Annotated in this window: 25 protein-coding genes; 21 read left to right on the forward strand and 4 right to left on the reverse strand. The window is 58.0% G+C overall.

The features are described from left to right. From E4P32_RS00005 to E4P32_RS00015, 3 genes are all read left to right on the forward strand, one after another. The coding region (locus tag E4P32_RS00005) for an ABC transporter ATP-binding protein (protein WP_135008687.1) at positions 1 to 695 on the forward strand (695 nt) is incomplete at its 5' end. A 19-nt stretch (positions 696 to 714) separates the two neighbouring features. Beyond that, on the forward strand, positions 715 to 1440 hold the full coding sequence (locus tag E4P32_RS00010; protein WP_116433830.1) for an ABC transporter ATP-binding protein: 726 nt from the start codon (positions 715 to 717) through the stop codon (positions 1438 to 1440). An 85-nt stretch (positions 1441 to 1525) separates the two neighbouring features. After that, on the forward strand, positions 1526 to 2092 hold the full coding sequence (locus tag E4P32_RS00015) for an NADPH-dependent FMN reductase (protein ID WP_116433829.1): 567 nt from the start codon (positions 1526 to 1528) through the stop codon (positions 2090 to 2092). Between the two features lie 68 nt (positions 2093 to 2160). Here E4P32_RS00015 and E4P32_RS00020 read toward each other — a convergent pair whose 3' ends face one another. Next, on the reverse strand, positions 2161 to 2625 hold the full coding sequence (locus E4P32_RS00020) for a PA2169 family four-helix-bundle protein (RefSeq protein WP_116433828.1): 465 nt from the start codon (positions 2623 to 2625) through the stop codon (positions 2161 to 2163). A gap of 535 nt (positions 2626 to 3160) precedes the next feature. Here E4P32_RS00020 and E4P32_RS00025 point away from each other — a divergent pair. The 13 genes from E4P32_RS00025 to E4P32_RS00085 all read left to right on the forward strand — a co-directional run bounded on the left by E4P32_RS00025 (position 3161) and on the right by E4P32_RS00085 (position 11010). Next, positions 3161 to 3355 carry a hypothetical protein gene (locus E4P32_RS00025; protein WP_116433827.1) on the forward strand — a complete coding sequence of 65 codons (195 nt, stop codon included), beginning with the start codon at positions 3161 to 3163 and terminating at the stop codon, positions 3353 to 3355. Positions 3356 to 3391: 36 nt separating this feature from the next. Further along, complete coding sequence (locus E4P32_RS00030) at positions 3392 to 3598, forward strand: hypothetical protein (protein WP_135008688.1); 207 nt, start codon at positions 3392 to 3394, stop codon at positions 3596 to 3598. 367 nt (positions 3599 to 3965) lie between these two features. Further along, complete coding sequence (locus tag E4P32_RS00035) at positions 3966 to 4277, forward strand: DUF883 family protein (RefSeq protein ID WP_116433825.1); 312 nt, start codon at positions 3966 to 3968, stop codon at positions 4275 to 4277. Between the two features lie 84 nt (positions 4278 to 4361). Next, positions 4362 to 4916 carry a ferritin-like domain-containing protein gene (locus E4P32_RS00040; RefSeq protein WP_167735757.1) on the forward strand — a complete coding sequence of 185 codons (555 nt, stop codon included), beginning with the start codon at positions 4362 to 4364 and terminating at the stop codon, positions 4914 to 4916. 74 nt (positions 4917 to 4990) lie between these two features. Next, entirely contained in the window at positions 4991 to 5203 is a 213-nt protein-coding gene (locus E4P32_RS00045; RefSeq protein ID WP_116433824.1) for a CsbD family protein, read from the forward strand. Between the two features lie 82 nt (positions 5204 to 5285). After that, positions 5286 to 5663 carry a cell envelope biogenesis protein TolA gene (locus tag E4P32_RS00050; RefSeq protein WP_116433823.1) on the forward strand — a complete coding sequence of 126 codons (378 nt, stop codon included), beginning with the start codon at positions 5286 to 5288 and terminating at the stop codon, positions 5661 to 5663. A 144-nt stretch (positions 5664 to 5807) separates the two neighbouring features. Continuing rightward, a complete protein-coding gene (locus tag E4P32_RS00055; protein WP_116433822.1) occupies positions 5808 to 6125 on the forward strand; it encodes a BON domain-containing protein in 318 nt (105 codons plus the stop codon). Between the two features lie 223 nt (positions 6126 to 6348). Then, positions 6349 to 6978 carry a response regulator transcription factor gene (locus E4P32_RS00060; RefSeq protein ID WP_029363191.1) on the forward strand — a complete coding sequence of 210 codons (630 nt, stop codon included), beginning with the start codon at positions 6349 to 6351 and terminating at the stop codon, positions 6976 to 6978. Positions 6979 to 7068: 90 nt separating this feature from the next. Next, a complete protein-coding gene (locus E4P32_RS00065) occupies positions 7069 to 7542 on the forward strand; it encodes a response regulator (protein WP_116433821.1) in 474 nt (157 codons plus the stop codon). 176 nt (positions 7543 to 7718) lie between these two features. Then, positions 7719 to 9734 (forward strand): ATP-binding protein, encoded by a 2016-nt coding sequence (locus tag E4P32_RS00070; RefSeq protein ID WP_233526598.1) that lies wholly within the window; start codon positions 7719 to 7721, stop codon positions 9732 to 9734. Positions 9735 to 9982: 248 nt separating this feature from the next. Continuing rightward, complete coding sequence (locus E4P32_RS00075; RefSeq protein ID WP_116433819.1) at positions 9983 to 10156, forward strand: CsbD family protein; 174 nt, start codon at positions 9983 to 9985, stop codon at positions 10154 to 10156. Positions 10157 to 10365: 209 nt separating this feature from the next. Further along, complete coding sequence (locus E4P32_RS00080; protein WP_116433818.1) at positions 10366 to 10686, forward strand: hypothetical protein; 321 nt, start codon at positions 10366 to 10368, stop codon at positions 10684 to 10686. A 108-nt stretch (positions 10687 to 10794) separates the two neighbouring features. Continuing rightward, positions 10795 to 11010 carry a glycine zipper 2TM domain-containing protein gene (locus tag E4P32_RS00085; RefSeq protein WP_116433817.1) on the forward strand — a complete coding sequence of 72 codons (216 nt, stop codon included), beginning with the start codon at positions 10795 to 10797 and terminating at the stop codon, positions 11008 to 11010. Positions 11011 to 11122: 112 nt separating this feature from the next. Here E4P32_RS00085 and E4P32_RS00090 read toward each other — a convergent pair whose 3' ends face one another. From E4P32_RS00090 to E4P32_RS00100, 3 genes are all read right to left on the reverse strand, one after another. Then, a complete protein-coding gene (locus tag E4P32_RS00090; RefSeq protein WP_233526597.1) occupies positions 11123 to 11446 on the reverse strand; it encodes a hypothetical protein in 324 nt (107 codons plus the stop codon). 104 nt (positions 11447 to 11550) lie between these two features. Then, positions 11551 to 11709 (reverse strand): DUF3309 family protein, encoded by a 159-nt coding sequence (locus tag E4P32_RS00095; RefSeq protein WP_083458346.1) that lies wholly within the window; start codon positions 11707 to 11709, stop codon positions 11551 to 11553. Positions 11710 to 11782: 73 nt separating this feature from the next. Beyond that, the gene (locus E4P32_RS00100) at positions 11783 to 12625 is read right to left on the reverse strand and encodes an autotransporter outer membrane beta-barrel domain-containing protein (RefSeq protein WP_116433815.1); all 843 of its coding nucleotides are present in this window, start codon (positions 12623 to 12625) and stop codon (positions 11783 to 11785) included. A 450-nt stretch (positions 12626 to 13075) separates the two neighbouring features. On the opposite strand from E4P32_RS00100, the gene E4P32_RS00105 reads away from it, so the two are divergent. From E4P32_RS00105 to E4P32_RS00125, 5 genes are all read left to right on the forward strand, one after another. After that, a complete protein-coding gene (locus E4P32_RS00105; protein WP_116433814.1) occupies positions 13076 to 13702 on the forward strand; it encodes an ANTAR domain-containing protein in 627 nt (208 codons plus the stop codon). Positions 13703 to 14139: 437 nt separating this feature from the next. Further along, complete coding sequence (locus E4P32_RS00110) at positions 14140 to 15312, forward strand: CmpA/NrtA family ABC transporter substrate-binding protein (RefSeq protein ID WP_233526596.1); 1173 nt, start codon at positions 14140 to 14142, stop codon at positions 15310 to 15312. Between the two features lie 90 nt (positions 15313 to 15402). Then, complete coding sequence (gene ntrB / locus E4P32_RS00115; protein WP_116433812.1) at positions 15403 to 16305, forward strand: nitrate ABC transporter permease; 903 nt, start codon at positions 15403 to 15405, stop codon at positions 16303 to 16305. A gap of 62 nt (positions 16306 to 16367) precedes the next feature. After that, the gene (locus E4P32_RS00120; RefSeq protein WP_116433811.1) at positions 16368 to 17177 is read left to right on the forward strand and encodes an ABC transporter ATP-binding protein; all 810 of its coding nucleotides are present in this window, start codon (positions 16368 to 16370) and stop codon (positions 17175 to 17177) included. A 33-nt stretch (positions 17178 to 17210) separates the two neighbouring features. Further along, positions 17211 to 17906, forward strand: a complete 696-nt coding sequence (locus tag E4P32_RS00125; RefSeq protein ID WP_116433810.1) for a methyl-accepting chemotaxis protein — start codon at positions 17211 to 17213, stop codon at positions 17904 to 17906. Positions 17907 to 17920 lie beyond the last annotated feature (14 nt).

Consider the following 17920-nt stretch of genomic DNA (forward strand, 5'->3'; position numbering starts at 1 on the left):
GCCTGACGATTGAACAAGGCCAGATCTACGGCCTGATCGGCCCCAACGGCGCCGGCAAGACCACCTTCTTCAACGTCATCACCGGGCTGTACCAGCCCGACACCGGCAGCTTCGAGCTGGCCGGCAAACCGTACAGCCCGAGCGCCCCGCACGAAGTGGCCAAGGCCGGCATCGCCCGCACCTTCCAGAACATCCGCCTGTTCGGCGACATGACCGTGCTGGAAAACGTCATGGTCGGCTGCCACGTTCGCACCAAGCAGAACGTCTTCGGCGCCGTGTTCCGTCACAAGGCCGCACGCGACGAAGAAGCCCAAATCAAGGACAAGTCGCAAAAGCTGCTCGACTTCGTCGGCATCGGCAAATTCGCCTCCAGAACCGCGCGTCACCTGTCCTACGGCGATCAGAGAAGACTGGAAATTGCGCGCGCATTGGCGACGGAACCGCAACTGCTGGCGCTGGACGAACCTGCCGCCGGCATGAACGCCACCGAGAAGATCGGCCTGCGCGAGTTGCTGGTGAAGATCCAGGCCGAAGGCAAGACCATCCTGCTGATCGAACATGACGTCAAACTGATGATGGGCCTGTGCAACCGTCTCACCGTGCTGGACTACGGCAAGCCGATTGCCGAAGGTGTGCCGGCGGATGTGCAAAAAAATCCCGCCGTGATTGAAGCCTACTTAGGCGCTTCCCATTAAGCCCGCAGGACACACGACAATGACAACGAACATCTTAAAAGTTGAAGACCTGAGCGTCGCCTACGGCGGCATCAAGGCCGTCAAGGGCGCGAGCCTGGAAGTCAATGAAGGCGAACTGGTGACGCTGATCGGCGCCAACGGCGCCGGCAAGACCACCACCTTGAAAGCCATCACCGGCACCTTGCCCGACTCGAAAGTGCAAGGTCACATCAGCTATCTGGGCCAGCCCTTGAAGGGCCAAAGCTCCTTCAACCTCGTGCAACAAAAGCTGGCGATGGTGCCGGAAGGACGCGGCGTCTTTACGCGCATGAGCATCCACGAGAACCTCTTGATGGGCGCCTACACCAGCGACGACAAGCAGCAGATCGCGCAGGACATCGAGCACTGGTTCAGCGTGTTTCCGCGCCTGAAGGAGCGCGCCAGCCAGATGGCCGGCACGCTCTCCGGCGGCGAGCAGCAGATGCTGGCCATGGCGCGCGCGCTGATGAGCCATCCGAAGCTGTTGCTGCTGGATGAACCGTCGATGGGCCTGTCGCCGATCATGGTGGAGAAGATCTTCGAGGTGATCCGCAATGTATCGGCGCAGGGCATCACCATCCTGCTGGTGGAGCAAAACGCCAAGCTGGCGCTGGAAGCGGCGCACCGCGGTTATGTGATGGAGTCGGGGCTGATCACCATGACCGGCAATGCGAAGGAAATGCTGAATGATCCGCGCGTCAAGGCGGCGTATCTGGGCGAGGCGTAGGACAAAAAACCTGTGCGCGTGGTGTAGCATGGGTTGGTGGTTTTACGTTTTCCTCTTCTTTCCATTTTCATAAAAAGGCACAGATATGAGCGATACCCCGATCACCATCCTCGGCATTTCCGGCAGCCTGCGCGCGGGTTCGTACAACACTGCCGCGCTGCATGCCGCAGCGGAGTTGCTGCCGCCCGGCGTGCGCCTGATCCAGGCCGACATTTCCGATATTCCGCTGTACAACGACGACGTGCGCGCCAAGGGATGGCCACCTTCGGTGGAGCGTTTCCGCAAGCAGATCGCCGAGGCTGACGCGATTCTGTTCTCCACGCCGGAATACAACTATTCCATTCCCGGCTTGCTGAAAAATGCCATCGACTGGGCTTCGCGTCCGCCGGAACAACCGTTTGCCGGCAAGGCGGCTGCGATCATGGGCGCCAGTCCAGGCGCCGTTGGCACCGCACGTGCGCAATATCACCTGCGTCAGATCGGCGTGTTCCTGGACCTTAAATTCCTGAACAAGCCGGAAGTCATGATCGGCGGCGCCGGCGATCGTTTCGCTGACGGCAAGCTCACGCATGAGCCGACCCGTGAATTCATCAAGACTCTGTTGATAGCGCTGCACGACCTTGCGCTGCAACTGAAGCAGCACAAGAAATAAGCGTTCAATTCACCCATAAAAAAAGCGGCCCGCAGGCCGCTTTTTTTATGGCGTCGTGAAGGAGACGCTTACGCCGCCTTCTTGGCGCGTACCTGATCGCGCAATGCCTTCACGCGATCATGGTTGGCCAGCACGCCCTGATACTGGCGTTCCACAATCAGTCGAACGTCGCTCGGCAGATCTTCGGACAATGCCTTGCGATATGCGTTGACGGCAGCGTCTTCACCGCGCTCGCACTCGTTCAGGATGGCTTCATCATCCTTGCCCATGATGGCGCTCTTGATGTTGACCCATTGGCGGTGCAGGGTGCCGCTCACGCTGCTGTGCGTGGCGGGATCGCCACCCAGCGCGCGCACCAGGTTTTGCAATTCCAGCACGGTCTGGCCGCAGGCTTGCGAGCGTTCCAGGAACTGGGTCTTGTAGTAGGCCTGACGTTCCGAGGCATCTTCGGCGCAGGTCCGGAAACCCTCTTCGCCGTCCTTGGAGATCTGGATCAGGTCGTTCAGGGTGTCAATCAGTCGGTCGTTTTTCATGATGTGCCTTTCAGTCGAAGAGTGGAAAAGAAATATTATTTTTCTGTCGATTCTGCCGGTGCCCCAATGTGCGAAATTCAGTGCACAAAAAAGTAAATCAGCACCAGTACGAATGCAGGGACACCGAGTATCCAGGCGAGGAAATATTTACCCATGGCTTGCTCCTTGTTCAAGAGTGAGGTCAGGCGGGTCAGACGCCCGGGAAGATGCGCACGCCGGCTTCGGATTCAGCCGGAAGCCACACTGGCGTCGTGCAAATCTGTCATCTATCGGGCAACGGCACAGCGCCGCTATCCAATGTCTGCATCGTAGTTGCCGCTGCGCCCAGCCGCCATCAGACGCCTGCGCAAACTGTTGTAGGAGAGGAAGGGAAAATGCCGGTAAATATTCCGCCTCAATCTCCTGAATCCCTTTGTGGGCGTGGGTTCTCATCTTGTCCTACAAGACAATGGGCGGGCGTCCTATACCTCTTGCCAACAGGCATTGCTACGATCTGTCCCACTGCTTCACCCATCCAACCACCGAGGAGCGCGTCATGAACAAAGATCAACTGCTTGGCACCATGAAAATCGCCATAGCTCGCCTGGAAGAAAACCTGGCCGGCCTGATGCACGATCAGACGCACCTTCGTCACGCCGCGCAATTGCAGCAAGCCGGTAAAGTGCAGCGCACGATGGGTGAAGCACGCCAGCTTATCAAGCGTTCGCTCAAGCAGCACATGTCTGCCTGATCAGCGCTGCAGAATTATTAAATCAGGGAGCCGACCATGCTGAATACAAGAAATCTTTTGCTGACGTTGGGATTGACCGGCGCTGCAGTCGTTGCAGTCCTGAATGTCTGTGCCAATCGTTTGTCGACCCGTGAGGCTCGTTTGCAGCGCAAGGCGCTGCATCGCTGGGAAGGCGAGGGCGGCAACGTCATCACGCCGGCCATGCCCGTCAGGGATGAACTGTCGCAGGACGCAACGCCTTGATGACAGTCGATTGCGGGCTTGTCCTACAAGGTAATGAGCCGCAGTCCTATCGCTGACAAACGCCGCTGCCAGTATCGTTCAGTTACCGACTTATCGGCGCAAGCAGCAAGCAGGAAGCAAGCACGGAATACAGCAGTAACCGAATGCAGTCGAGGAATTAGCAAGGAAGAGACAAGCGGTTCGTTTCAACACAAGAACGATCGAAACGGGTGCAACCATGGAAAAAGAAAAACTGGTGATTTGCTGGTTACTGGGCATGCCTCTGGTGATGCTGCTCATTCTTCAGTACTTCATGTATTGAGTGTCGGCATCCAGACGATGCCGCCCGCTACAGAAGCTGACAACCAACACGAAAGAGAGGCAAGAAATGCGCGAAGAAAAATTGCGAACCGTCCGTAGCGATGTCCAGGTCCTGCTGCAGGAAGCACAGGAGTTGTTCACCGAAGCCGCAGCAACTACCGGCAAGAAAGCCGAAGATCTGCGCGCCAAGGGCGAGGAAATCCTGGATCGCGCCTTCATCAAGGCGCAAGGCATCCAATCCTATGTGGTCCAGACCGGCAAGGAGATCGCCTCCACCACCGACGACTACGTGCAATCGAATCCATGGCGCGCCATCGCGATTTCCACCGGCGTCGGCCTCTTGCTGGGCTTGTGCGTGTCGCGCACCGGTGAACGTTGAGCATTCACTGCTTCGTCATCGCTCGCTATTCGTAATTCGTAGCCATCAGCAGCCATACAGCCAATCGGATAAAGGAACATCATCATGTCAAGCAAACCATCGACGGTCAGCCATATTTCAGGTGAGCCGTTCCATATCGACCGCGATAAGGTGCGCGAAGCCGCAAAGAAGATCAGCGACGGCGCCGTGACCCAAGGTTACAAGGGTAATCGTGAAGAAGTCGTGGCGATGCTCAATGACGCTTTGGCGACCGAACTGGTCTGCGTACTGCGTTACAAGCGTCACTACTTCACTGCCACCGGCCTGGAGAACGAGCCGATCAAGGCCGAGTTCCTGGAGCACGCTGCTGAAGAAGAAGCGCACGCCAATCAGATCGCAGAACGCATCGTGCAATTGAACGGCGAGCCGGATTTCAATCCGAGCAAGTTGTCCGAGCGCAGCCATGCCGACTATGACGATTCCAGCGACATCAAGTCGATGATCCGCGCCAATCTGATCGCCGAGCGCATCGCCATCGAAACGTATCGGCAGATGATCGAACGTATCGGAGATGACGACCCGACCACCAAGCATTTGCTCATTTCCATCATGGCGAAGGAAGAAGAGCACGCCGACGACATGAGCGACTTGCTCGATTGACTGCGTCTGTCCGGCATCTGAGCCGGACGAGTACAAAATTCGGCACTCGTGCCATCACCGTAAAGGAGAAAAATATGAATTGGGACATCATCGAAGGCAACTGGAAGCAGTTCAAAGGCAAGGCCAAGGAACAATGGGGCAAGCTGACCGACGATCAACTCGACACCATCAACGGCAAGCGCGAACAGCTGGCCGGCCGCATCCAGGAAGTCTACGGCATCAACAAGGACGAAACCGAGAAGCAGATCAAGGCATTTGAAGAGAACCACAAGGATTGGCGTCACTGATCTTTCCTGCAGTTCGAACAGAGCTGTCTGCCGCACCCCGGCGCAAAAAAATCAATTTGTTAAAAACCAGAGGAGCTTACTCATGAAAAAAATCATCGCCGCTTGTATCCTGACTTCCGCCGCATTGGGCGCCCATGGCCTGGCCAGCGCAGCAGATGCCGTCAAATCGCAATACAAGGCCGACGTGGCCTCCGCCGATGCAGACTACAAGACTGCCAAGGCCAAGTGCAAACCGCTCAAGGGCAATGAACAGGACGTCTGCCAGAAGGAAGCCAAGGCTACTCATGAAACAGCAGTAGCCGACGCCAAGGCCAAGCGCAAGACGACTGATGCAAAGAAAGACGCAAAGAAAACCAGCAACGACGCTGAATACGATGCCGCCAAGGAAAAGTGCGACGCAATGAGCGGCGCAACGAAGGACAAGTGCCAAGCCGACGCCAAGGTGAAGTACGCCAAGTAATCCGGGTCATATCTCCGGATATGCCCAGATGTAACTGAATAATCGAGCAATCGAGTATCGCAGTAAGGTCATGGAGAGGTAGCGATGCTTCTCCATAAAAAATCGCAGGCAACACGAATTGAAATTACCAACAGGAGATTCATCATGACTTTATCTTTGACCAAACGTATTACAGGCTTTTTCCTCGCACTGATGATGGTGTCGCTGGTCGGTTGCGCTTCCGGCCCGAACAAGGAAGGCACCGGCGAGTACGTCGATGACGCCGTCATCACCACCAAGGTGAAGGCCGCCATCGTCAACGAGCCGAACCTGAAGTCGACCGAAATCAACGTCGAAACCTACAAGGGCGTGGTCCAACTGAGCGGTTTTGTCAGTTCGGCAACGGCAGCCAGCCGTGCGACTGAACTGGCTCGCGGCGTCAAGGGCGTGACTTCGGTCAAGAACGATCTGCGTCTGAAGTAAGTCGCCGGTCGGTCAGGGTGGCGCTCGCTTCGGCGACCGCCACCCTGAGATGCATTCAAATGGTACGAAATTTGCAATCGTTGAGGTATAGTTAGCCGCGGAAGACGTCCGGATCCCCGGATCACTCTGAACAAATGATGGACAGGCTGCAGCACCGGCAGTTTGACCGCATTTGCCTGATCAATGAGAGATATGCAGCATTGCTTTGATGCTGGTAAAAACTATGACAAAAATATTAGTAGTCGATGATCACGCAGTAGTGCGCGCCGGCGTTCAGCATTTCATTGCTGATATCCCGAACATGGAAGTCGGCGGCGAAGCCAGTACGGCGGAAGAAGCGATCCGTCTGGTGCGCACCCAGGAGTGGGACATTGTCCTTCTCGATATCGCGATGCCGGACAAGAGCGGCGTCGAAGTGTTGAAACAGATCAAGCGCGAAAAGCCCAACCTGCCGGTCCTGATGCTCAGCATGCATCCCGAAAGCCGCTATGCGGTGCAGGTATTGCGCAGCGGCGCCAGCGGCTACGTGCAGAAAGAAGCGCTCGCGACCGATCTGGTGAGCGCGATCAATACCATTTTGCGCGGGCACAAATACATCAGCTACGGCGTGGCCGAGCTGCTGACCACCGATCCGGTGGATTCGGAAAAACCGCTGCATGAGACTTTGTCTCAGCGCGAATACGAAATTTTCTACAAGCTCGGGCAAGGTCAGGGCGTGACGCAAATCGCCGATGAACTTTGCCTCAGCGTCAAGACAGTGAGCACGTACCGCTCACGTGTGCTGCAGAAGATGAACATGGCGAACAACGCCGACATTATTTATTACGCGATCAAGAACAACCTGATCGACTGACTGCAGGATTGCAGGTCTGGGCAGACATGACGAAGCGGGAGACGGGCGGCAGTGTGCCGCATTGATGTTGGATGTTTTTGGGTAGCTATCATGGAAGATGTATTGCAAGAACTGGCGACAAGAAAGGGGCATTCACCGGATGCTCCGCTTAAGATCTTCCTGGTTGAAGACTCGGAGGATGTGCGGGATCTCATCATTGAGAGTCTTGCCGAGATTCCGGGTGTGGAGCTGGCCGGCTATTCCGAAACCGAGCAGGACGCCATGGCGCGTCTGGAAAATGAGAACTATGACGTGCTCATCCTCGACATCCAGCTCAAGCAGGGCAACGGCATGCATTTGCTGCAATCGTTGGCGCGCACCGGAAAGCGCCGCCATGACGAACTCAAGATCATCTTCAGCAATCATGTCAGTTCGACCTATCGTCGCGTCGGCGTTCAGTACGGCGTACAGTTCTTCTTTGACAAATCCTCGGAATTCACCAAACTGCGCAGCCTGATCGAGCGTATCAGCGGGCGCGGCGTAGCGGGAAAAAGCAATTCGTCGCACGGATTCGCCTCAGCCTAGCTCGGCTTAGTATTCTCTGTCAGGGACCTTGTCCCGACTCCCAAGCGTTCGCATCGCCATGGCGCGAGGCCACGATGCCACGCCGCCACGATGCGGTAACCCAATATAATGTCTATGCATGCCGCCGCGCCTCGCTGCGCGGCCAACGAAAAAATCAGGGGCTTCAGCACATGCACATGACGTCAGTCAGAAACGATATCGGCGAAAGCTCTTCGCTCGAACACTACGTCGCCACCCAGGCCAATTTTGCCAGCATCATCAGCGCCGCCATGAGCCTGGCGATGATCATCGCGCTATTCGGCGTGGTGGTGCTCATCAGTTGCTACGCCGACGACGGCTACCGCAAGATCCTGGCCGACCTGATCGCCGTCCAGGGCAGCTCGGCAGCCGGCTTCATCCTCTCGGGCGCGGCCCTCTACCTGCAATGTCTGAATGTCGGCAAGACAAGCCGCAAGCTGGCGTTGGCGGCCCGCGTGCTCGCCGTGCTGCTGTTGCTTCTGAGCGCCGGCTTCCTGCTGCAGAATCTGTTCGGCGTGAAGTTGCTGCATGCCGCCTTGCCGGTGCTTTCCATGGCGGGAAGCGCATTCGGAGCCGAGATCCATCCGCTGGCGGCAGGCTGCTTCCTGCTCACTGCGCTGATCCTGTTGCTGCAAGACTTGCGCATTCGCGGCGGCCACTATCCCGCTGAATATCTGGCATTCATCCTGATCGGCCTGAGCGCGATTCCGCTGGTCGGTTATCTGTACGGCATCAGCAAACTGACCTTCCTGCGTTATTCCACCGGCATCCCCTTGCTGACGGCACTGGGCTTCCTGTTGCTGGGTGCTGCCTTGCTGATGGCGCGGCCGTCGCACCGGCTGATGTCCATCATCATCGGCCATGCGCCGGGGGGCAACATGCTGCGGCGCTTGTTGCCGTCCATGCTTTTCCTGATCCTGCTGCTCAATCTGCTGGTGGCGAAGGGCGCAGAGCGCGGCTTCTATTCCGATCAGCTGATGCTGCCGTTCCTGACCCTGATTGACGGCGCGCTGGTAGTGTTCGTGTTCTGGCGTTTCGCCGGCAGACTTGATCGTGAATACGGCGCGCGCATGCAGAGTGCGGCCAAGCTGGCCGAGGCCAATTCCCTGCTGACCGCGGTCAGCGACAGCACCCGTGAACCGATCTTCGTGAAGAATCGCCAGGGCTTGCTGGTGTTTGCCAATCCCGCGCTGTTGCAGCAGGTCGGCAAGACCTGGGAAGAAGCCATGTACCGCTCCAGCCGCGAACTGTTCGCCGAGCGGGAAGAGGCTGATCGCATCGACGAGGACGACAAGCGCGTCATGGCGCACGGCTTGCCGGAGACCATCGAACAGACGCTGCATCTGCAGCATGGCATCTTCACCTATCAGTCCACGCGGGTGCCCTGGTTCGACAAGGCCGGCAACGTGCTGGGCGTGATTGGCATCAGCACCGACATATCTGAGCGCAAGCGCGCCGAAGATTCACTGCGCGAACGTGAAGCCCAGCTTGAGAAAGCCGTGGTTGAACGCACCGCCTTGCTGCGCGAGCTGACCAACCATCTGGAAACCGTGCGTGAAGAAGAGAAACGCGCCATCGCGCGTGAGCTCCACGACAACATGGGCGCGTCGCTCACGGCGCTGAGCATGCATCTGGAAAGCGTCTACAAGATTTTGCCCGAAGACGAGAAATGGCAGGAGCGCAAGCCGCGCATGCAGGGGCTGATGAGTTCGCTGGTGAGCACCACGCGACGCATCCAGACCGAGTTGCGGCCGAACATGCTGGACTTGTTCGGACTCAAGGCGGCCATCACCGAGCAGCTCGACGAATTGGCGGAGCGTACCGGCATCACCTGCAAGGCCAGCCTGCCTGATGAGGATGTGACGATCGGCCACGAGATGGAAATCGCCATCTATCGCATGCTGCAGGAGATGCTCAATAACGTCACCAAGCATGCCAAGGCGAATCAGGTGGATGTCATCCTCGACGTCGATGAGGAGCAGGTCTCGCTGACGGTGCGCGACAACGGCGTCGGTATTCCGCAGGAGCGCCAGGACAATAACAAGACTTACGGTCTGCGCGGCCTGCGCGAGCGCGCCACATTCTTTGGCGGCAATGTCGCCATACGTTCCACGCCGGGCAACGGTTCCATCATTTCCATACATCTTCCGCTGGCGCCTGTCGCCGACGTCTGAGTCCCAACCTCCAGCCTCACCTCTCCGGCCTGCACGCACGCTGCAGGCCGATCGCGGTCAATTCCTGCTCGGTTCCTCTCCCTGACTCATTCTTTTCGTATTGTCCTACGCTGCAAAGCGGGGCTGTCTTATGGCCCTGAAAAGCGCCGCTGGTTAAGATGAATCATCGCGTTTCCACTCAGGAGATGTGTGCAGTTGACTGTTCCAGATGACAGTAACTGGTCCCTTCACTTTCAGGAGCCATCATCATGAATAAAGATCAAGTTCAAGGCAAGGCAAAAGAAGTAGCAGGCAAGGTCCAGCAAAAGGCCGGCGAAATCGTCGACAGCAAGGAACAGCAAGTCAAGGGCGCTGCAAAGCAAATTGACGGCACTGTTCAGAAGAGCTACGGCGACGCCAAGGAAGCACTGAAGGACCGGTAAGCCGCTTAGTGAAATGGGAGCTTCCAGCTCCCATTTTCATGTCTTGGCCAAGGCGATGTGTAGGAATCGTCTTACGGCAGAATCGGAGAAGCACGGCTGTTGAGCGCAATCCTATTTTGTCATGATGACCCGGTATCGCTGGTGCACGCTGGTGCATTCACTTAAACATTCCCGCGTCGTGATGTGTGCGACTTGTCGAGGGAGGGATTATGAAAAAAATAACTACAGTGGCTTTGCTCGTATTGTCCGGTGCAATGGTGTGTTCCCCCGCCTTCGCCGCCAATGGAACAACGGGCAGCGACGGTGCCTCGCAGGCATTGACGCTTACCAAAGAGAGCACTGCAAAGTCCAAGGCCATCGCTGGCGCGGACAAGAAGAAATTCCTCTACCTCGACATGGTCCAGCGCAAGCATTCTCAATCGATCCGCAATGCGGTCATTGTGTATGAGTATCCCGGTCTGAAAAAACAGGCTTGCAATGCCAAGGACGCGAAAAGTGTAAGCGAATGTTTGCGTAGTCCATCGACATGAAACTCGCACGTTGAACGTGGTCTAAAAAATTACCGGCTCGTCATTTGAGTCATCAAGAATTGACTGCTGCATACCGCAGCAACAACCATTTTTTAAAGAGGTGTCATCATGAAAATAACACATAAAATCGCAGTGACTTCGATCACTGTCTGTGCCCTGACAATCCTGAGCGGTTGCAGCGGCATGTCGGCGCGGGACCGTGATACGGCTGTCGGCGCCGGCGTCGGCGCAGTTGGCGGTGCAGTGCTGACGGGCGGTAGCGCCATCGGTACTGTCGGCGGTGCAGCAGTTGGTGGCGTGATCGGTAATCAGGTCGGCAAGTAACAAGGTATCGGCCGGCAGCTAGCGGACAGATCGTCGCTGCAATGAAAAAGGGGACCTGTGGGTCCCCTTTTTCACGTCGACGCTGTCAGCGCATTCGTCGTGCATTCTCTGCTTATTCGGCGGCGCTGCGTGTCTTGAGGATGCGTTTGGCGCGTGCCAGGTCGCTGTTCTGGTTCTCGCGTGCTTCCTTGCGGCAGCCTTTGGCTTCGGCGCCCTTGAGCGCCTTGCATTCCTGCAGCGCCTGGGCGCCGGCTGCGCGGGCTTCTTTTACCAGCGTCTTGTAATGCAGCTGGGCGGTGTCGTCACCCTGATACCAGCGTGCAGGATCTTCCTGGGAAACATCCTCTTCGGCGGCAAACACCGGCGCATGCGCGGCAAGGCCGGCAGCCAGCAATAGCGGCAACAGAAGCAGATGTGGTCGGCGATTTTTTCTCATCGGTGCAGACTCCTCGGTAGAAATAATGAACGGCGCTGCACCATCAAGATGCAACGCCGCTCATCATATCCTGTTTGCCCTGCGTGGCAGGGAAAACCGCCGGACTATAGTCGTCCGAGCAACACCAGGATCAGCAGGATGATGACGATCGTGCCGGCAATCCCGCTGGGGCCATAACCCCATGAACGGCTATGCGGCCAGGTCGGCAGGGCGCCGATCAGGATCAGAATAAGAACGATCAGAAGTATGGTGCCGAGTGTCATGTTGTTCTCCTTGTTGTTACTGCAGGGTTGCAGCGTTCATCGTCGCAATGCGGAATTCCGCATTGCGTCCATGTTAGAAACGGACCTTCACGTAAGCCGAAGGCCCTTTAAGACGAATATCCAGATTGGCGTCGTTGATGGTGCCGCCGCCGTCGCGGTTGATCTTGATGCGGGTGATGCCGTAGTCGGCGCCGATACCGAGGTTGGCCAGCGGATACCACTCGGCGCCGAGTGCTGCACCATAAATGTGGCCGGTGACCTTGCCCCAGTTTTTCTTGACGCCGGAGGCTTCTGCATAAATGCGGAAGTCTTTGCTGAAGGCATGTTTCCAACCGAGTTCCAGCAGGGGCGCCCAGGTCTTTTCGGAGTAGCTGTCGCTGAAGGTGCCGGCGGCGCCGTTCAGTGTGGCGGATGCATTGACGTCAATCTTGGCGCGATAGTAGCCGGCGCCGAGTCCGATACCGAACACATCGTTGCCTTGTCCGATCCACCACTTGTAGGCCAGCGACGCCATGTCGACCTGGATGTTGGCGTCGCCGTTGGCGTTGAGGGTTGAACCGGTGCCGACAGGAATGGTGCGGTTGATGGCGCCGCCGTAATTCTTTTTGTACGTGAAATAGTCGAACGACAAGCCCTGGCTGTCGAACAGCAGCAACTCTGCGCGCACGCGCGGCAGGGCGGTGCGATCGCGGTCAATGTCGCCGGACTGATACGAGCCGTATTGGGAGTTGGCATTGACCCGGAAAGTCGGGTCAACATAGTAGGCGCCTGCCGACAGGCTGAAACGATCCAGCGCCGGCGAAGGATCAGCCAGCGCGCTGGCAGAGGTCAGCGCAAGTGCGCTGCCGGCGGCAAAATAAGTAACGAATTGCACGGACTTGCCGACGGCCGGCAGGCAACGAATGCGACGTGACATGGGTAATCTCCTCCTGGCGGAAAGCAGAATCAAAAATAGTGCCCACTGTGCGAAGGCAGTTGACGCAATGGATGTTAACAACCGCCTTGCTTACGGTAGATAGGCGTCTTCCTCAATTTCCTGTAGGAAAAGGCGAGTTGCGCAGTAGGGAATGCGGCATGGCGATGCGACCGCGTCGCGTTTTTCTGGTTTGATTTTTGCTTGCATGATGCTGACGGTGCAGCAGGCAGAACGCGAAAAGAATGCATCACAAGATGATGGAAAGTGTGCGGCATTTCCAAATGGGTTACTATTCGCCCGCTGCATCCGGGGATATTCGGGCGGGCATGCAGCGTGGAGGTGTGGCAACATGAAGCCGGTGCAATCCGGTATGGGATGTGCCACATCCACCCAGACCCGTAACGCGTTCAGAATCGATTTACGATGTCCAGGCGAACATTGGAACCTCACATGCGCAATCTACGCATTGTCGTCGTCAACACCATCATCGACCATGCCGATGATGAGACCGACACCGACCTGCAGGAGCAGGCCGAGCGTGGCAAAGCCTTGCGCATCGGCTTGCTGGAGGCCGGCTACAACATCATCGCCTCGCTGCCGGCCGACCTGTACCTGCCCGAGCGCATCGCCCAGCTTCAGCCCGACATGATCATCATCGACGCCGAGTCCGATGCGCGCGACGTGCTCGAGCACATCGTCATCGCCACGCGCGACGAGCGCCGCCCTATCGTCATGTTCACCGAAGACGACAACACCAGCACCATGGAAGCCGCCATGGAAGCCGGCGTCACCGCCTATATCGTGGCAGGGCTGCAAGCCGAACGGATCAAGCCGGTGCTCGACGTGGCGCTGGCGCGCTTCCGCCAGGAGCAGAAGCTGCTGACCGAATTGTCCGACACCAAGCACAAGCTGGCCGAACGCAAGGTGATCGAGCGCGCCAAGGGCCTGCTGATGTCCCGTCACAAGCTGTCGGAGGACGAGGCCTATCAAAAGCTGCGCAGCATGGCCATGAACAAGAACCTCAAGCTTTCGGAAATCGCCCAGCGCCTGCTGGACGTCGAAGACTTGCTCGGCTGACATTTTTCCCGCATGCGGCGGTGTGCATGCACCGCCAAATTGGTGCGCAGCACAAAGCCGGTGCGCCGCCGACGCTACAAACTCCCCTCGTTTTGCTTTCCATCCGACCACGCCGGATTGCCGCCATGCCCATGAACGGCGCGGCTTTCACGCATTTTCCCAGCGGCTTGGCACGCTCTTTGCTGAATCGTCTGCATTAGCGCAAGGTTTGCGCAATGAACGATCCGGCCAATGGCGGTCGGATCCATCCAAGACAAAGGCGTCTTTCGACATGACTCAGTGCATGCCGGAGGGACGCCTTTTTTTTTGCCGCCGAACAAATGGGGAATGCGATGGAATTCAAAGAGCAAGCGAGCAAGGCCGTGGAAGCTGTGAACGAAGTGGATTTCAAGCGTCGTCAATTGATTCAGACTGCAGGACTTGCAACGGGAGCGAGCATGTTGGGACTAGCCACGGGAGGAGCCTGGGCGGCCGGCTCCGACAAGCCGGAGAAGGAAGAAGTGAAGATCGGTTTCATTCCGCTGACCGATTGCGCTTCCGTCGTGATGGCCTCGGTGCTCGGCTTCGACAAGAAATACGGCATCAAGATCGTGCTCAGCAAGGAAGCCTCCTGGGCCGGCGTGCGCGACAAGCTGACCAACGGTGAGCTGGATGCGGCGCACGTGCTCTACGGCCTCATCTACGGCGTGCAGATGGGTATCGGCGGCCAGAAGAAAGACATGGCCGTGCTCATGAGCCTGAACAACAACGGCCAGGCCATCACGCTGTCGAAGAAGATCGCCGACAAGGGCGGCGTCGATGGGGCGTCGCTGGCCAAGCTGATGCAAACCGACAAGCGCGAATACACTTTCGCGCAAACCTTCCCGACCGGCACCCACGCGATGTGGCTGTACTACTGGCTGGCCGCCAACGGCATCAATCCGATGAAGGACGCCAAGGTGATCACCGTGCCGCCGCCGCAGATGGTGGCCAACATGCGGGTCGGCAACATGGATGGTTTCTGCGTTGGCGAGCCCTGGGGCCACCGAGCGATCGTCGATGGCGTGGGCATCACCGCCACCACCACGCAGGACATCTGGAAAGACCATCCGGAAAAAGTCCTCGGCACCACGCTCGACTTCGCCAAGAAATATCCGAACACCTGTCGCGCCATGATGGCGGCGATCCTCGAGGCCGGCAAATGGATCGACGCCTCGCTGGCCAACAAGAACAAGATGGCTGAAGTGATCGCCGACAAGTCCTACGTCAACACCAGCAAGGACGTCATCGATCAACGCATCATGGGGCGCTACCAGAACGGCCTTGGCAAGACCTGGGACGACCCGAACTACATGAAGTTCTACAACGACGGCGCGGTCAACTTCCCGTACCTGTCGGACGGCATGTGGTTCATGACGCAGCATCGTCGCTGGGGCCTGCTCAAGGATGATCCGGACTACCTGGCCGTGGCCAAGTCGGTCAACCAGATCGACTTGTACAAGGACGCCGCGACCATGACCAAGACCAGTATTCCGAAGGACGTGATGCGCACCTCGAAGCTGATGGACGGCACCGTATGGGACGGCAAGAATCCGAAAGCCTACGCCGCTTCGTTCAAGGTCAAGGCCTGAGTGGATACATGCAGACATGCATGCGTGCTTGCTTAGTCAAGCCGTTGGATCGCAGGACATTTTGCAGCAGCATCAAGTGAGGGAATCAATATGAGCGCAGTCATGGACACGATGATGAACGACAAGCCGACACCAGCTATCGCAGAAGTAGCGGCACCCGCAGCCGTTGCTGTTCCGAAGGTAAAGAAGACGAAGCCGGTGAGGAGAAACCTGCCGTTTGCAGGTTGGCTGATGAAGATCTTGCCTCCCGTCACCGGCCTCGCTTTCCTGGTGCTGGTGTGGCAGATCATCGCCGCCAAGACCGGCAATTTCCCGACGCCGCTGGTGACCTTGCAGGAAGCGATCAAGTTGTTTTCCGATCCGTTCTACCGCACCGGTCCGAACGACCAGGGCATCGGCTGGAACGTGCTGGCCTCGCTGCAGCGCGTGGCGATCGGCTTCGGCCTGGCCGCGCTGGTGGGCATTCCGCTGGGTTTCCTGATCGGCCGCGTGCGCTTCCTGTCGGGCATGTTCGGTCCCATCATCAGCTTGCTGAAACCAGTGTCGCCGCTGGCCTGGTTGCCGATCGGCCTGCTCGTGTTCAAGTCGGCCAATCCGGCCGCGATCTGGTCGATCTTCATCTGCTCGATCTGGCCGATGATCATCAACACCGCCGTCGGCGTACAGCGCGTGCCGCAGGATTACATGAACGTGGCGCGCGTGTTGAATCTGTCGGAATGGAAGATCCTCACCAAGATCCTGTTCCCATCGGTGCTGCCGTACATGCTGACCGGCGTGCGTCTGGCCATCGGCACTGCCTGGCTGGTGATCGTGGCGGCGGAAATGCTGACCGGCGGCGTCGGCATCGGCTTCTGGGTCTGGGATGAATGGAACAACCTGAACGTGCCGCACATCATCATCGCGATCGTGGTGATCGGCGTGGTGGGCCTGATCCTTGAACAATTGCTGGTGGCGCTGGCCAAGGCCTTCACCTATGAAGAAGTCAGCAGCTGATTCTGGTTTCAATGCAACGCAATGCAATGACTTAACGCTTAACAAAGCAACAGGGGATTCTGATGGACATGCACAACAAGTTTATCGACATCAATGACGTCGAGATGGTGTTCCACACCAAGAAGGGCAGCTTCCACGCGCTGCGCGACATCAACCTGACCGTGCAGAAGGGCGAGTTCATTACGCTGATCGGCCACTCCGGCTGCGGCAAGTCGACGCTGCTGAACCTGATCGCCGGCCTGCTCAAGCCGAGCGACGGTTTGCTCCTGTGCGCCAACCGCGAAATCGCCGGACCATCGCCGGAGCGTTCGGTGGTGTTCCAGAACCACTCGCTGCTGCCGTGGCTGACCTGCTACGAGAATATTTTCCTGGGCGTCGAGCGCGTCTTCGGCGCCACTGAAAATCGCACCCAGCTGCGCGACCGCACACGCGCCGCACTGGCGCTGGTGGGATTGACGGCGGCCGAGAGCAAGCGTCCCAACGAAATCTCCGGCGGCATGAAGCAGCGCGTCGGCATCGCCCGCGCGCTGGCGATGGAACCCAAGGTTCTGCTGATGGATGAACCGTTCGGCGCACTCGATGCGCTGACCCGCGCGCATCTGCAGGACGAGTTGCTGAAGATCGTCGCCAAGACCGAGTCGACCGTGGTCATGGTCACGCACGATGTCGACGAAGCGGTGCTGCTGTCGGACCGCATCGTCATGATGACCAACGGCCCGGCCGCCACCATCGGCGAAATCCTCGAGGTCAAGCTGGCGCGTCCGCGCGAACGCGTGGCGCTGGCGCAGGATGCGCAGTATTCCGAATACCGTACGACGGTGCTGGAATTCCTGTATCGCAAGCAGGCGCATCCGGCCAAAGAAGCTGCATAAGAATATCTCCAGGGCTCACATGAAAGGAATGCCATGATGGCGTCCGCACAAATCAGGCTGGTTCAGAACAACGAGACCGGAGAGGATGACAGCGGCATCAAGCCGTTGTCAGGTGAAGTGTTCGGCGCATTGATCAATCTGTCGGGGCGCAGGCGTTTCACTTCCCAGCGTCTGGTGTTGTATGCGGTGCTGGCGTCGCAGGGCCACGACGGTGCGGTGAAGACCGCGCGCGAGGCACTGGCCTTGTTCCGTGGCGCCCACACGGCGCTGGTGAAGGGTTCCGATACCGTACCCGGGATTTTTTGCGAAGAAGTGCGCGAAGCCTATTTCGGCAAGCTCGACGGCGATGCGCAGATCGTCTACTTCATGAACCTGGCCGAGCGCACGCTCAACGCCATCGAGGATCGACTGCGCGATGCGCCGGCGCTGCTGGAGGAACTGGTGCGCATCACCACGCCGCTGCTGAGCGTGCTGAACCAGATCACCACCGTCTACGAAGAGCAATCCAAGCGCCATGCGGTGCTGATGAAGAAGCAGTTGCGCGGCATCATGACCGACATCGAAACCATCGCCAAGCAGGCCAAGATGGTGTCCTTCAATGCGCGCATCGTGGCCGCGCGTGCGGGTCAGGCGGGCAAGGAATTCTCCGTCGTTGCGGGTGTGCTGTCGAACATCACCACCGAGATCGACGACCTCGTCAGGGCGGCGCTGAGCGGCGCGGCGGCTTGAGTCCTTTCGGGGTG

It is taken from the genome of Herbaspirillum sp. 3R11, from assembly GCF_004563925.1.
GTDB lineage: Bacteria > Pseudomonadota > Gammaproteobacteria > Burkholderiales > Burkholderiaceae_D > Herbaspirillum.

Coding starts and splice junctions, on each gene's coding strand:
- E4P32_RS00035 (WP_116433825.1), top strand. CDS start 3,966: ATGCGCGAAGAAAAATTGCGAACCGTCCGTAGCGATGTCCAGGTCCTG.
- E4P32_RS00040 (WP_167735757.1), top strand. CDS start 4,362: ATGTCAAGCAAACCATCGACGGTCAGCCATATTTCAGGTGAGCCGTTC.
- E4P32_RS00105 (WP_116433814.1), top strand. CDS start 13,076: ATGCGCAATCTACGCATTGTCGTCGTCAACACCATCATCGACCATGCC.
- E4P32_RS00060 (WP_029363191.1), top strand. CDS start 6,349: ATGACAAAAATATTAGTAGTCGATGATCACGCAGTAGTGCGCGCCGGC.
- E4P32_RS00110 (WP_233526596.1), top strand. CDS start 14,140: ATGTTGGGACTAGCCACGGGAGGAGCCTGGGCGGCCGGCTCCGACAAG.
- E4P32_RS00015 (WP_116433829.1), top strand. CDS start 1,526: ATGAGCGATACCCCGATCACCATCCTCGGCATTTCCGGCAGCCTGCGC.
- E4P32_RS00125 (WP_116433810.1), top strand. CDS start 17,211: ATGATGGCGTCCGCACAAATCAGGCTGGTTCAGAACAACGAGACCGGA.
- ntrB (WP_116433812.1), top strand. CDS start 15,403: ATGAGCGCAGTCATGGACACGATGATGAACGACAAGCCGACACCAGCT.
- E4P32_RS00065 (WP_116433821.1), top strand. CDS start 7,069: ATGGAAGATGTATTGCAAGAACTGGCGACAAGAAAGGGGCATTCACCG.
- E4P32_RS00070 (WP_233526598.1), top strand. CDS start 7,719: ATGACGTCAGTCAGAAACGATATCGGCGAAAGCTCTTCGCTCGAACAC.
- E4P32_RS00075 (WP_116433819.1), top strand. CDS start 9,983: ATGAATAAAGATCAAGTTCAAGGCAAGGCAAAAGAAGTAGCAGGCAAG.
- E4P32_RS00095 (WP_083458346.1), bottom strand. CDS start 11,709: ATGACACTCGGCACCATACTTCTGATCGTTCTTATTCTGATCCTGATC.
- E4P32_RS00055 (WP_116433822.1), top strand. CDS start 5,808: ATGACTTTATCTTTGACCAAACGTATTACAGGCTTTTTCCTCGCACTG.
- E4P32_RS00100 (WP_116433815.1), bottom strand. CDS start 12,625: ATGTCACGTCGCATTCGTTGCCTGCCGGCCGTCGGCAAGTCCGTGCAA.
- E4P32_RS00030 (WP_135008688.1), top strand. CDS start 3,392: ATGCTGAATACAAGAAATCTTTTGCTGACGTTGGGATTGACCGGCGCT.
- E4P32_RS00120 (WP_116433811.1), top strand. CDS start 16,368: ATGGACATGCACAACAAGTTTATCGACATCAATGACGTCGAGATGGTG.
- E4P32_RS00090 (WP_233526597.1), bottom strand. CDS start 11,446: ATGAGAAAAAATCGCCGACCACATCTGCTTCTGTTGCCGCTATTGCTG.
- E4P32_RS00080 (WP_116433818.1), top strand. CDS start 10,366: ATGAAAAAAATAACTACAGTGGCTTTGCTCGTATTGTCCGGTGCAATG.
- E4P32_RS00045 (WP_116433824.1), top strand. CDS start 4,991: ATGAATTGGGACATCATCGAAGGCAACTGGAAGCAGTTCAAAGGCAAG.
- E4P32_RS00025 (WP_116433827.1), top strand. CDS start 3,161: ATGAACAAAGATCAACTGCTTGGCACCATGAAAATCGCCATAGCTCGC.
- E4P32_RS00010 (WP_116433830.1), top strand. CDS start 715: ATGACAACGAACATCTTAAAAGTTGAAGACCTGAGCGTCGCCTACGGC.
- E4P32_RS00050 (WP_116433823.1), top strand. CDS start 5,286: ATGAAAAAAATCATCGCCGCTTGTATCCTGACTTCCGCCGCATTGGGC.
- E4P32_RS00020 (WP_116433828.1), bottom strand. CDS start 2,625: ATGAAAAACGACCGACTGATTGACACCCTGAACGACCTGATCCAGATC.
- E4P32_RS00085 (WP_116433817.1), top strand. CDS start 10,795: ATGAAAATAACACATAAAATCGCAGTGACTTCGATCACTGTCTGTGCC.